At 38.3% G+C, this 14,255-nt stretch carries 10 protein-coding genes; 5 read left to right on the top strand and 5 right to left on the bottom strand.

Annotation, left to right across the window (positions count from 1 at the left end):
- Positions 1–72: 72 nt before the first annotated feature.
- Entirely contained in the window at positions 73–390 is a 318-nt protein-coding gene (locus V6260_RS08150) for a hypothetical protein (protein ID WP_341593603.1), read from the top strand.
- A 110-nt stretch (positions 391–500) separates the two neighbouring features.
- Here V6260_RS08150 and V6260_RS08145 read toward each other — a convergent pair whose 3' ends face one another.
- The 3 genes from V6260_RS08145 to V6260_RS08135 form a co-directional block, all read right to left on the bottom strand.
- A complete protein-coding gene (locus tag V6260_RS08145; protein WP_341593602.1) occupies positions 501–1,502 on the bottom strand; it encodes a D-Ala-D-Ala carboxypeptidase family metallohydrolase in 1,002 nt (333 codons plus the stop codon).
- Between the two features lie 11 nt (positions 1,503–1,513).
- Positions 1,514–2,839, bottom strand: a complete 1,326-nt coding sequence (locus V6260_RS08140; RefSeq protein ID WP_341593601.1) for a L,D-transpeptidase family protein — start codon at positions 2,837–2,839, stop codon at positions 1,514–1,516.
- 209 nt (positions 2,840–3,048) lie between these two features.
- Positions 3,049–4,026, bottom strand: coding sequence for a DNA topoisomerase IB (locus V6260_RS08135; protein WP_341593600.1), 978 nt, complete (start codon positions 4,024–4,026; stop codon positions 3,049–3,051).
- A 182-nt stretch (positions 4,027–4,208) separates the two neighbouring features.
- Here V6260_RS08135 and V6260_RS08130 point away from each other — a divergent pair, with 182 nt between their 5' ends.
- Together V6260_RS08130 and purU are read left to right on the top strand one after the other, a co-directional pair.
- Positions 4,209–6,095: a hypothetical protein gene (locus V6260_RS08130; protein WP_341593599.1), complete on the top strand. Its 1,887-nt coding sequence runs from the start codon at positions 4,209–4,211 to the stop codon at positions 6,093–6,095.
- A 179-nt stretch (positions 6,096–6,274) separates the two neighbouring features.
- Complete coding sequence (purU, locus tag V6260_RS08125) at positions 6,275–7,105, top strand: formyltetrahydrofolate deformylase (RefSeq protein ID WP_341593598.1); 831 nt, start codon at positions 6,275–6,277, stop codon at positions 7,103–7,105.
- 233 nt (positions 7,106–7,338) lie between these two features.
- Here the strand turns inward: purU and V6260_RS08120 are convergent, their stop codons facing one another.
- Entirely contained in the window at positions 7,339–8,859 is a 1,521-nt protein-coding gene (locus V6260_RS08120) for a CYTH domain-containing protein (protein WP_341593597.1), read from the bottom strand.
- 212 nt (positions 8,860–9,071) lie between these two features.
- Here V6260_RS08120 and V6260_RS08115 point away from each other — a divergent pair, with 212 nt between their 5' ends.
- Positions 9,072–9,674 (top strand): TIGR04211 family SH3 domain-containing protein, encoded by a 603-nt coding sequence (locus V6260_RS08115; RefSeq protein ID WP_341593596.1) that lies wholly within the window; start codon positions 9,072–9,074, stop codon positions 9,672–9,674.
- A 60-nt stretch (positions 9,675–9,734) separates the two neighbouring features.
- Here V6260_RS08115 and V6260_RS08110 read toward each other — a convergent pair whose 3' ends face one another.
- Positions 9,735–10,217, bottom strand: coding sequence for a winged helix-turn-helix transcriptional regulator (locus tag V6260_RS08110; RefSeq protein ID WP_341593595.1), 483 nt, complete (start codon positions 10,215–10,217; stop codon positions 9,735–9,737).
- Positions 10,218–10,386: 169 nt separating this feature from the next.
- Between V6260_RS08110 and putA the strand changes: the two genes are divergently transcribed.
- A complete protein-coding gene (putA, locus tag V6260_RS08105) occupies positions 10,387–14,190 on the top strand; it encodes a bifunctional proline dehydrogenase/L-glutamate gamma-semialdehyde dehydrogenase PutA (RefSeq protein ID WP_341593594.1) in 3,804 nt (1,267 codons plus the stop codon).
- Positions 14,191–14,255 lie beyond the last annotated feature (65 nt).

Here is a 14,255-nt window from a genome sequence, read left to right as displayed (position 1 = left end):
TAATGGGAACTGTATAGACTAAATTAACACTACATCTATGTAATAAAAACTTATTATCAAAGGAAGTATTCTATGGAAAAGGGAATTACAATACGTTTTAATATCTTGGCAACGATAGCTCTATGGACGATAAGCTTAGTTTTTGCGTTAACTAATTTTGAAGTAGGAAGTACATACGAATCAAATGCCCTCATAGATATATATATTGACTCTCTGATTGTAAAAATGACATTACTTTTAGCGACATGGATCGCAAGTGCATTGATTTTGTCGAAGGTATTTAACGAAATTTGGAATCGTTTGCTTTCAGATATTTTTAATGTTCGCCAAATTAATTTTAGCGAATCGTACGCACTTAGCATCTTAATGACGTGGGCGTTGTTATCTTAATGCTATTAGCTTTTGATAAGCTAGTCTCAAAAAGTGTTAGTAACAAGAGTTTTACCAACACTTTTTAAGTACGCTAAGTAATAATTGCGCCAATATATTTATTAATATAGCTACTTGCTCACCCAGCGCGCTTTAAAACCACGTGTATCAACATGAATAAATGCCCCTCTGTGCGACTTAGGCCCATAAACACCTAAGCCACCTAGTAAACCTTTAAATGACTCTCGTCTAGCTAACGACTCAACTGTATTTGCCATCGCTTTAGCATCCCCTATTGAATGCTTACCGTCGTTATTTATGTCATCCATGCGGTAGTTACCATCGTTATCTATAAAAATATCGGCAGCATCACCAAATACATGTCGACTAAGTTTTACATTGCCAATTGATTTATTGTAGTAGGGAGTTCTATAACCGCTCATAACCACCATGTTACTAATCGGTATACCTTCTAAAACCAGCTCTTTGCGTATTTTTTCTAGTTTAAGTAGTAACTTATTTTGTAAAAATACATACTTTGGGTGCTTACTTCGCTGCTTACTAACAAACTCTTTTAGTGAAAAGTGAGGTGAAATTTTTACGTTTTCATTTTCAGGCGTCACCTCAACAAATCCATCGGGCACTATGTAATGAGCAGTGTCTTTAATCTGCGAAGGTTTAGGGTAGTGGCCAATATGGTAATACTTGAGCTTTCCTCCTTCAACGTTGTCTGCGGGTACTTTTACAAAAACGTTGATTTTCATACGCTGCTTTTTATCGGGCGACTCAATAATTACCGTTGTTAAACCAGACTCTTTGGGTGCTTGCCATTGCCAACGGTTGGTGTCTGTAAGCTTCGATTTACCTTGAGTGTTAATTAGCGTGTAGGCATTTTTTGATTGCGCAAAAAGCACTTCAAACTCAACCTGCTCTTGGGGCATTACAAATAGCGAAAACACGGAGTACGGCATAACTATATCGTTAATTTTTAGGCTAAATTCTGCATCTTCAAAGTTAGCTTTATTTTTTATGTCAACCACTTGATGCGCAGCCTTTACAGGCGCTTCAGCAAATACACTGTTGCTAAATATAAGTGTGAATATGGCGATAGAAATATAATGAATAAATTGCATAAACCCTCTCATTATTTATTTTTTAACAAAGCAGCAATTACCGACTGTTTACTATTTTTTAAAAGTGCTTTTTTATCACGTTGATAAATATCATCTCTAAAGTTAACCAGTTGGTTTTCGTCAACCCAAGCAGTCCAATAGACTAAATGAATAGGTAGAGGCTCATCTAAATGAAACGTTTGAGTACTGTTTTGAGTACGAGCGCTGTCTATATGATTAAGTGTTTGTGCCTCTCCTTCGTGCTTAATGATCTCACGCGCTAACGAAAAGGGTTGCTCTATTCTTATACAGCCATGCGATAAAGCGCGATCTGATTGGTTAAAACGCTGCTTTGCTGGTGTATCGTGAACATAAATTGCTTCAGCGTTAGGGAATAAATACTTAACCTCCCCTAGAGGGTTTTGGCTCCCTGCTCGTTTTACTAAAAAGTGATCAAATTGGTACGGCTTAATAGCATCCCAATCAATATTGTTAGGATTAACAGTTTGCGAGTCTAGATAACTGTTTTTTCTAATTTCAATATTATTTTTTACAAGGTAGTCAGGATCTTCGGCTACCTTTGGTGCAATTTCTTTGGTGGCAATTGAGGTGGGTATACGCCATTCAGGATTAACTACAAACTTTTCTATTTCGTCGCTAAATGCAGGTGTTTCCCAACTTGGTTTACCTACAATTACGTTATTTTTTAATTTTACGTCGCCCGCTTTTACAAATCGTAAGCTGTATTCTGGAATATTTACATACACATATTGCTCATCACTTGCGCCTGCAAAGTTAGTTACTCTATAAAAGTTAAGTTTTAACTTATCAAGCTTTTGTTTTGCGGGAATGTTAAGCGCTGCAAAGGTGCGCTTACCTACTCGACCATCAACTTTTAAACCATGACGGCTTTGAAATTGCTTAACAGCTTGCTCTATATCTTTATCAAACATGCATATAGCTTCGTCGCAAACATTACTTTTTAAGTCACGCTCTTGATATAAACGCTGCGCAAGTAAGCTCACCTCTTTACTGTTACTGCCTAACTCAAGTAATTCATCGTTATATAAGTGTGTAAAACCACCGTTGTTAACTATTTCTTGATACCAATTAATCGCTTTTTCTGTACGTTCAATTAACCGCGCTGAATATTGATCAAAGTAATAGCTATCATGAGCTTGCATGTACTTTTGCGAGTTGTAAGTAGTTAGTGAAGAGTTAGCAAGAACCACACTCTCAAGCTCATTTGCAGCAAGTGTTGGTGCTGAACATAAGCCGCTTATGCTAATAAACAATGCAGTTTTTAAAGTTAAACGCTTTGCTTTTGTAAACGCTAGATTTGAAAATGACCCCTTCACTGTGTACCTCCTCGCTAAATATCGTTGATAAATGCTTATGTACTTACCACTAAGTAGTACTTTGGAGGTGCAACGGTAATGCCAAATTAAAAAAACAAACTAAACCATTGAAAGTTAGTGGTTTTTTAAGTTTCGTGTTTTATACGTAAATAAATTAGATGAGTAAATATGTAATTAATATGCCCAAGTGTGTAAAGTTGCTATGGCAATTAATCGTTTAAAAAAGCTAAAAAACCGCGCTCATAACGACTCAAATACTTCGTTTTTCGTGGTAATGAAAGCGACTCTCTCCATGCGGTTTGAGTATCTTCATCTTCTTTACACAGCGTAATTAAATCGGGATGCACATACGATTTACGTGCTATAGCGGGGGTATTACCGAGTTGCTCGGAGACACTATCAAGCATGTTTTTTAAAGTAAGCGCTCCTTTGGCTTTAACTAATTGCTTAAATGCAATCACGCTTGCTCGCCAAGTTCTAAAGTGTTTTGCACTAAACTCCTCACCCATTATCTGCTGAATGTACTGATTTATTTCACTTGATGTAACATTAGTGCGCTCACCCTCATTTATATACTGAAATAAATGCTGGCCAGGCAAATCTTGTAAGTCTTTTAATACATAACTAAGCACTCTATCGGTTATGTTTACTTCACGATCCTTGCCTGATTTAGCCCGATACTTTAGCTGAATATTTTTGCCCGTGAGTTTTGCATGGCGTGTGCGTAGTGTTGTGGCGCCAAAGCTTTTATTTTGCTTTACGTTACGCTCGTTACCTACCCTAAGCGCTCCTAAATCCATAAGCCTTACGACTGCCGCTAAAGTACGTTCAATATTAAGCTCATCACCTTGTAAATCTGTTTCTAAACGCGACCTTAACAAAGGTAGTTTATTACCAAATACTCCACATGCTTGGTATTTTTTTGCCTCTTGTTGCGCTCTAAATTCAGGATGATAGCGGTATTGTTTACGTCCCTTACTATCAAATCCTGTCGCTAAAATATGCCCATTTTCTTCTGGGCAAAACCAAGCGCTTTTATAGGCAGGTGGAAACGCCAATCCATTCAAACGATCAATTACATTTTGCTCCTTTATTTGCTTACCGATTGGATCAAAATAAAGCCAGCTTTTATGCTTTAGTTTGCGAGTGATCCCTGGCAGATTATCGTCAACGTAAATTAGCTTCATTTACCCTCCTATTATATTTAAAGCATACGTCTAAATATAAAATGTACCATTTTAAAATAACCTTAAACTGAACAATATTATTGATATATAATCAAAAAACCAGAAAAATACATATTATATTCGTTAGTTTAATAACGCTTATACCCCCCTTAACTGGGTGTGCTGTTAAAAAGGAGCATTCAATGGCTTTTGATTATGGATCGATTGATCTTGGACTAAAAAACCCCTTTAAATTAGAAGGAAAAGTTACAGCATTAAGAGGGCTTGTAGAAACTGTCGTTGGTTTGAGTTTACTGGTGATCGCCGCAGGCTCGGTAAAAGAAGATGCAACTGCTGGTTGGATTTTAATGATATTTGGCATGCTTATTTTAGCAATGGGCATACGCTCTTTATCATCGGGGATTTACGCTACCCTCAAGTATTTTGTAGGCAGAAACCACCCAACGTCGTTAGCTTATAATTTCAGTAAATCAGAAAGCTCAACTGCACAAGAAGAGAAAAAAGAGGTAGCCTATTCAGCTCAATCTCTTGAAGAAATGCTAGTTGGTCGTAAAAACAGTACATTTAAAGAACCCAACGGCTTTTTATCTCGCTTGTTACACAGCCTAATCCCTAAGCTTTTATTTTTACCTTATCCTATTCGTAACATTGCTCAGCGCTTATTTGGCTCATGGGTCAGCACACTAGTTGCCCTTGTCGCTTATGCACTTGTGGCATTTGTGTCTCTATCTGGTTTTACTGGTGAAGCCGGTGAATTAGCTTTTCCTGTATACAGTGCCATATTGATGTTTTATGTGCTTTTTTCTTGGCGCTCTTCAGGCAAACCTATTTCGCGTAATGCAGAAAAAAATATCGAAGCTTTAGGTACTGGCGCACTTGCTAAGATTATTTCTTTGTCGTTTATTTTACCTGTTGTTATTGGCCTTTCTATGTCGTGGTTAATGCAAGAGCAGCATATAAGTAAATCGCAAATTGATAGCTGGTTAGAACAATTACCTAGCTTACATGCAGGCTTATATTTAGTGGCTATTATTGTATTGGCTACTCTTAGCTGTGCACTTGTTTTTGTAATGATAAAAGCACGTTTAAATTCGGTAACGCCTACAGCTGAAGTATCAGAACTTCGTGAGAATTGGCAAGAGTCTGTTCATCCAGATGAAATATTTATAAACCTTGATAACCTAGTAATGGCTAATCGCCGCTATAAAGAGGTTCCAAATAGAGTTTACCGCGAATTAGATCCTAAACTACAAGAGCAAATAGAAGGTAAAGGCGGCTTTAAAGGTGAAATGATCCAAGAGATTCAACCTAAATTACATCCTATGGATTTAGGTAAAAACTTCTCACTTGCCCGTTTGCTTGCTTTATTAAGCGGTAATTTACTTTATATAGTAGCACTCACATTCACTGTACTTTTTGCCTACTCGCTTATTAGTATTTACCACTATGTTGATGCCGCAAACATAAATACTATTGAGCAAGCATTTGATAATCAGCACATTATTCAATTTAGTGAACTACTTATGACAAGTTTTCACTTTTTACTAATAGGTATACTTATAAAAGCTTTTGCTCAGTTACTTATTAATAATGCACACCTGTTTTTTGCCGAAATGCAATTTGAGTCATTACTTGTGTACTTTAAATGTGAAGGTACTTTTACTGAATCGAAAATTTCAACGGGTACAGGTATTCATGACAGTACTCGCTCTGAAAACACATTAGTGCGCAGTAGTATAACGCCTTGGATTATTGTATCTCGTGTTATTTCTACAACGTTTGCAGCAACAGGTATGAAAAACCTAGAGCACCCTCGCCATATTATGGAAATGCATAAAGACGAAGGCCAATTACAGGCTATTAAAAATGACGTAATTGCGTTTTTGAAAGACCGCGAATCTATTGCTTCAATTACGAGTGAACGCGATTTAGGTAACGCGTCGCAAATACATCAGCTAAACCAACAAACCCGTGCGATGCCTACTCAGCAAGCTATCACGAAAGATGACGAGGAAGCTGCGGGTTACCTCAGACAAGAAGAAAATTTATCTGGCGAACCTAAAGCCTAAGTAAACGTTACAAATAATGCCACCTTGTAAATAAGGTGGCATTTTTTTATGCCTCAATTAACTTTATTACCTCTTTTATACTCAACAACATGATTAATACTGTATTAGTGCACAAAGCCCTTGCTTTATACGCTAAAACCCAAATAATAACGTATTAACCACAGGGTAGAATGAGGAAAATGAGTTACATACTAACCACCCAATGTGCCGATGATGTAGGCTTAATAGCCAAAATTACAGGCCTGTGTCATGAACACAATTTAAACATTACACGTAATAACGAATTTGTAGATAAAGATGCAAAACGCTTTTTTATGCGCACAGAACTAACTGGTGAACCTCAAAGCGACTTTTTAGATAAGTTAGAAGCACTATTACCAAAAGGCGCTCAGCTTACTTTACATAATGGCGCTAAAACAAAAGTAGTTTTACTCGCCACTAAAGAGGCGCACTGTTTAGGCACTGTGTTGCTTAAGCAATTTGAGCAAGCATTAAATATTGAAGTATTAGCTGTAATAGCTAACTACCCTGATTTAGAGCCCTTAGCAAAAGGTTTTGATGTACCTTTTCATGTTGTATCGCATGTAGGCTTAACTCGCGCAGAGCACGATAAACAAGTAGGTGATGTTATTGCCTCCTACAACCCAGATATTATTGGCTTAGCTAAATACATGCGTATTTTAAGTCCTGAGTTTGTTGGCCGTTTTGAAAATAAAATCATCAATATTCATCATTCATTTTTGCCTGCCTTTATTGGCGCAAAGCCTTATCATCAAGCATTTGATCGCGGCGTAAAAATCATTGGTGCTACAGCTCACTTTGTAAACAACGAGCTAGATGAAGGCCCAATTATTTTGCAGGACGTAACCAACGTAACGCATGCAAATACCGCCGAAATGATGGCTAAAATGGGTAAAGACGTAGAAAAAACCGTATTTAGCAAGGCCCTACAACTGGCCTCAGAGCATAAGCTATTTATTAATGGTAATAAAACCGTGGTGTTTAGTTAAGCTAGAATAAGTGCTTAGCAGAGTAATCAATGACATTTGCGTTGTTTAGGGGCTATATAGCCCTTAAACTGCTCCATCCGTGCTTTAAGTTAATAAGTATATTTCTATGTAGGATAAAAAAGCATTACCCCATTTTCGCTTTTTATAAATACTATATTTATTGAACACTCGTACTAAAAAAATATAGAAAAAGCACCTTTGTATATTATTAGTTTTACAAAAGTGCATACTCATTATTGCCAATAAGGTTCAATATCAAATGAAGCTAAACGGCTTTGCTCCATAGCACTTACTAAATATTGAGATTTTTGTTCAAGCCAGGATTGAATTTTCGCAAGTTGCTCATCTTCTTGCCCAGCACATAATTGTTTAAGATACTCCAGAGTACTTAATTCATATATACCATGAAAAATATCCAGCCACGGCAATCGAAACTCTAAGCGCTCCTCTTTATCAAATAAAGAGCCTAAACAACTACCACTTAATAAGCTATTTTCAAGCTGCGTACGCAAATTTAAATATGCTGTTACATCAAGCTTTTTTTCTTTAGGTAACAGCTCATGGAGGTTCTTCCAATCTTTATTGAAAAGCCTACTAGCAATTGACGAGACACTTTGTTGCGCTGCTTGCAGCTCAATTTGCCCCCAATATTTACGCCATTGCTTATCTATTAACCATGTCGTTAGCGAAAGTAATAAACGGTTATAACGAGCGCTATGAAACAATGTATTTATGTCGTCTATACTTGGCTGTAACTCTTTTAAGTCACCAATAACCTGTGTAAGAGCTGGTGCGGAATTTATTTTTTTATAAAATGCGTGACGTTTTGATGTATACGTTTTCAGTTGGATCGCATTTTCCACCCACGCCAATTCACTTAACAACCATTTAAGCTCAGTGCGAAGGTGTTCAGTACTTTCTTTAGACACTATATCGTTATATAACCAAAATGTATGGCGAATCAAGCTGACACCATCGGTAACCCGTTTGAGCGTTTTTAAGCTTGGTTTATCAAAGTAGCACTGCTCATGTTTTTGTACAAAACGAATTCCAAAGTTCATCGCCTCAATTAAAGCATGTTCTTGGCTGGCAGAGCTTGGTAATTTTACAAAACCAATCGACTTACTTGGCTTCAAAGGGTTTTCATCGGCAAGACGATAACCTCGTGCTGCTTTTGAATACAAACCTAGACGAATGCAATTTTGGCTAACAAGTTTATCGGCTAGGGCAAACAGTTCATAACGGCTACCTTCTACCAATTCAATTTCAAGCTCACTAATAACCTCAGTTTTTCCAGCTGCAGCGATCTCGCCTTTATCAAGTACAACCTCAATTTTAGCACCACTTTCTGTTTCTATTAGCCAGGTTCGACGAATAAAGTTAGTGCTAAATATTGGATATAAATGTTTGGAAATTGCATTTACTTGCATGCCATGAGGCCAAATACCTTCATTAAACGCCATTAAATTCGGGCGGTTTGATTCAATCGGTAAATTGTACTCAGGACGTTGGTGCAAGCCACCAACAACTTCACCGGCAAGCTTTATCGTTTGCTCACATTGACTGTCAGAACAACGAGTTCTAAAGCCAATATCAAGCGCCCGAAGTTCACGATTAGGTGTATCGTAGTATGCATTTTGTAAACTACGTGACGGTTTATTTTTAACCGTTTTTGCAAATTGAGTAATTAACGAGGGGATCAGTGGAATTACGACATCTGATACCAAAAATTTCAGTTCTATCTCAGTATCCATTCGGTCTGCGGATTACCTTTAAAATAAATAAGTGCTCAAAATAAACAAAGCGACTTCACAATGCAAATTTTTTAATCTTATTTCCCTTTTCATATACCCTACAGTTACAATATCAGCCTTGCTATTAGGCTACTTAATCCATACTATCTAAGTACTTATGTGAAACAAAATTACGTTCATAACGGACAAAGTTATATCAACAAGGTAGATAAATGCTAAAACATTGTTTATTAGGGCTACTTTTAACGGCCACAACATTTATGAGTTATGCACAAGAAGCTCAAACAAATTCAACTGATGCTAAAACTGCTTATATTATCGATGATTTGTATACATTTATGCGCTCAGGTGCAAGTAAAAGCCATCGATTACTAGGCTCTGTAAATGCGGGAGCAAAGTTAACTATATTATCTGCTGAAGAAAACGGATTTGTTAAAGTTAAAGATGATAAGGGCCGTGAAGGTTGGATAGAAACTAAGTTTGTTACTGAAACGCCAGGCCTGCATCAACAATATAATGAACTTAGTAGCGAAATAAGTAGTATCCAAGAAAAGCTTCGTCAAGCACAAATAGAATTACCGCAGCTACAAGAGCAAAATCAGATACTAACAAACCAAAACAAGCAACTATCAGAGCAAATTACTAAGTTAAAAGAAACGTTAACACAAGAGCGAGCGAAAAAAGAGGCAACTAGTTCTGAGGAGAAAAGGCAATTGCTTACATACGGCGGTGCCATAGCATTTTTAGGTTTATTTTTAGGTATTATTTTAACTATTGTTCTTTCTCGACGTAAACGTTACGAGGGCTGGGCGTAACTAAAATTAATTGATGCAAGATTAAAATCATCTATCACTGAGTCTTGCATCAATTGGTGATCAAATATCAATCAGTAACCCTTCGTCCTTTTTAATCTTTTCGATCACCATATAAGTATGATGAGTGCCCACCCCGGGAATATCTACTAAGTCGCCAAGAACTTGTCTATATTCTTCCATATTAGAAACGCGAATTTTTAATAAATAATCATAGCCCCCTGCAACCATGTCACACTCGACGACTTGCTCTATCTTTAATATATGTTCTCTGAATACTTTAAATACAGGAGTATTTGAAGCAACAAGTGATACTTGAACATGCGCTACTAAGCTCTGATTAAGCTTCGCTTCGCTAAGCTTGGCGTAGTAGCCTTCAATATAGCCTTCTTGCTCTAGACGCTTTACACGATCAAGGCATGGGCTGGCACTTAAATTAACCTGTTTTGCAAGGTTAACATTAGAAATTCTGCCGTTCTTTTGGAGAACGTCTAATATTGCTAAATCGATACGATCAAGCATGCGTAATCTATTTGGAATGCTCATAACAGAATTTTATGCGGATAAGTTAAATTTATACCCTGTAAATTATCGTAAATCGTGAAATTTAACCAGCATATTCTGCTGAATTTTATTTAGAATGCACTCACAATATCACTGGTAATTTATTGGTAATTAACTTTACTTTAAATCTTAACACTCCTGAGGGTTGCTTATGTTATTCAACGGCGATTTAACAACGACTTGTCCTATTAGACAAAGAATCCGTGACTTTTACCGCATCGATGAAAATGCGGTTATTGATCATATTTTACCGCTTGCTGAGGTTGGCGTAAAAGCACGAAGCCGTGCGTGGGAAAGGGCCCGTCAGATTGTTTTAAACATACGTAAAGACCAAGATGGTCAAAGCGGTGTTGATGCACTTTTAAACGAATTTTCACTTTCAAGTGAAGAAGGCGTTGTACTAATGTGTTTGGCCGAAGCATTGCTTCGCGTACCAGATAAAGCAACTCAAGATGTGCTTATTCGCGACAAGCTAGCTAAAGGCGATTGGAGCTCTCACTTAGGAAGCAGCGATTCATTATTTGTAAACGCATCTTCTTGGGGATTATTAGTTACCGGTAAAATGGTTAACTACACAGACAAAACAAAAGAACAACAGTTTGGCATGCTTAAAAAGACCATTGGTCGCTTAGGCGAGCCTGTTATTCGTAAATCTGTAAACTTTGCTATGAAAATTATGGGTAAGCAATTCGTAATGGGCCGTACCATTGACGAAGCCATTGAACGTGCTGCCGAGACAGAGCAAAAAGGCTATGTATATTCTTACGATATGCTAGGGGAAGGCGCGCGCACCATGAAAGATGCCAAGCGTTACTTCGACAGCTACATGAACGCCATACATTCTATTGGTAAAGCAGCAAATGGCCGTGGTCCCATAAAAAGTCCAGGCATTTCAGTTAAACTATCTGCTATTCATCCTCGTTATGAGTTCACTCATAAAGAACGCGTAATGGCAGAAATTGTACCTAAACTTAAAGAACTTGCGCTGGCAGCTAAACAGTACGATATCGGTTTTACGGTAGATGCTGAGGAAGCAGACCGTTTAGATATTTCTTTAGATGTTATTGAAGCCGTATTTAGCGATGAAGAATTAGGTAACTGGCAAGGTTTTGGCCTAGCGGTTCAAGCTTATCAAAAGCGTGCTATTTTCGTCATTGAGTGGGTTACCGAGCTTGCTACCCGTGTAGGGCGTAAGATGATGGTTCGCTTAGTAAAGGGCGCTTATTGGGATACAGAAATCAAAACCACTCAACAAGATGGTCTGGACCACTACCCAGTATTTACGCGTAAAGCAACAACCGATGTCTCTTACAAAGCGTGTGCGATTAGAATGCTTGAAGCACGCGATGTATTATACCCGCAATTTGCTACTCACAATGCTTACACCGCAGCGACTATTTTAGAAGTAGCTAAAGGCGATAACACAGGCTTTGAATTTCAGCGCCTGCACGGTATGGGTGAATCTCTATTTGACCAAATCGTAAATGAAGAAAAAATTCAGTGTCGCGTATATGCCCCCGTAGGTCAGCACGAAGACTTACTTGCGTATCTTGTTCGTCGTTTATTAGAAAATGGCGCTAACTCGTCATTTGTGAATGCGATAGTAGACACAACTAAACCGGTTGAATCTTTATTACCTGACCCTGTTGAGACGCTACAAGGCCTACGAAATAAGTACAATACGCAAATTAAAATGCCAATTGACTTATACGGCGAAGAGCGTGCTAACTCTAAAGGTATGGATTTAACGGATATAAACGTTATTACTCCATTCAAAGAAAACCTTGAAAGCTGGTTCAATGAACATCTAATTGAGCAAAGCCAAGTACCTGAAGGCTCACTTGCAGTTAAAAACCCTGCAAATCATCAAGAAATCATTGGCCACGTTAAGTTACAGTCTGGCGATGAAATGAAAGGTATACTGGCAAATGCAGAAGCTGCATTTGAGTCATGGTCGCAAACATCAGTAAAAGAGCGTGCTAATTTATTACGTCGCGTTGCTGATATTTTAGAACGTCACCACGATGAGCTAGTGGCTATTTGTATTAAAGAAGCGGGTAAAATTGCGCAAGACGGTATTGATGAAGTACGTGAAGCCGTTGATTTTTGTCGTTACTACGCAGCCCGCGCTGAAGAACTTTCTCAAGATGAGCGTTTTGAAGCCCGTGGCGTTATTTTATGTATCAGCCCATGGAACTTCCCACTTGCGATATTCCTAGGTCAAGTTGCTGCTGCGATTGTTACTGGTAACACTGTCATTGCAAAACCAGCTGAGCAAACAAGCTTAATTGCGCTTCGCGCTATAGAGCTAATGTTATCTGTTGGCTTGCCTGAGCATGTTGTACAGCCTGTTATCGCACGTGGTTCAGAAGTGGGTAAAACAATTGTTCCTGATGAGCGTATTCAGGCTGTTATGTTTACCGGCTCTACAGAAACAGGCACACTTATTTCTCAAACACTTGCTGCACGTAACGATATTCAAGTACCGTTAATTGCAGAAACAGGCGGCCAAAACTGTATGATTGTTGACTCAACAGCCCTCCCAGAGCAAGTTGTTGATGATGTAATTAGTTCGGGTTTCCAAAGTGCTGGACAACGTTGTTCTGCTCTTCGTGTGCTGTTTATTCAAGATGACGTAGCTGATGGCATCATTGAAATGCTTAAAGGCGCATTAGCTGAGCTACACATTGGCGATCCTTCATTACTTTCAACTGATGTTGGCCCAGTAATTGACGAAAAAGCGCTTAAAAACTTAAACGACCACGTTGAGTACTTAAAAGGTAATTCTATACTTCACTATGAGTGTAAAATCCCGGATAACACGAAAAATGGTGCTTACTTCTTTGCCCCTCGCTTATACGAGATTGAAGATTTATCAGTACTTAAACGTGAAGTATTTGGCCCATGTGTTCATATTGTTCGTTTTAAATCAAACGATATTGATAACGTAATTGACCAAATAAATAACACAGGTTACGGCTTAACAATGGGTGTACATTCACGTATTGAAGAACGCTGTGAGTACCTAGCTAAAATGTCACGCGCAGGTAATGTGTACGTAAACCGTAACATGATTGGCGCTATTGTTGGTGTACAACCATTCGGTGGCCGTGGTTTATCAGGTACAGGCCCTAAAGCAGGTGGCCCTAACTACCTTCAACGTTTAGTAAAAGAAAAAGCATCGCCAGATAACGTACAAATGACTAACCTGACGCCAGACGAGCTTGATTTACACCATTACAGTGGTGCAAATGAGCAAGTTAAAAAGCTAATGGCTAATTCAATGCGCGATGAAAAAATTTGGCGTGCAACACCATTAAATGACAGGGTTTCGGCTGTACGTCAGTTGCTAGCTAAAGTTGCAACAGTAGAAATTATTGATGATTTAGCTGATGATTTAGCATTAACTCTATCAGAAGCCCGTGCACAGCTTAACCGCCTTGAAAAGCACATGCGTAAATTTACTACCCTTCCGGGGCCAACAGGTGAATCAAATACCCTTCACCTAGAAGCACGTGGTTGTGTAGTATGCTACGCCGATAAGAGTACTTCATTTAACTTTTGGGCTCTTTCAATAATTACAGCTATTGCAGCCGGTAATACAGTAATTACTGTAGCGTCTGAGCTGTTTTATGATGAAGCGGTTGCCTTTAAAGATAAGTTTATCTCTACAGGTGTTGCTGAAGGTGTATTCCAAGTAGCTAAACCTAACCAGTTACAAGCTATTTTGGCGCATCCTCATTTAGCAGGTGCCGTAGTTGCTGCTCGCTCGTCTCGTTTAGGCTACTTCAGCCAACAACTTGCACAACGTAAAGGCGCTATTTTGCCGGTAATCAGTTCTGAGTATTACGATACATTAATTAAGCGCTTGATTACTGAAAAGACAATTAGCATTGATACAACAGCATCAGGCGGTAATACCTCGTTAATGACGCTTGTTGAAGACGATGAGTGATCACATTAATACTATTTAGCTACATTTTAACAAAAGGCACTAAAAAAGTGCCTTTTTTATTAGAT

This window comes from Pseudoalteromonas aliena, from assembly GCF_038155085.1.
Taxonomy (GTDB): domain Bacteria; phylum Pseudomonadota; class Gammaproteobacteria; order Enterobacterales; family Alteromonadaceae; genus Pseudoalteromonas; species Pseudoalteromonas aliena_A.
The sequence above is the reverse complement of the archived record's forward strand: the minus strand, read 5'-3'. Positions and strand labels throughout refer to the sequence as shown.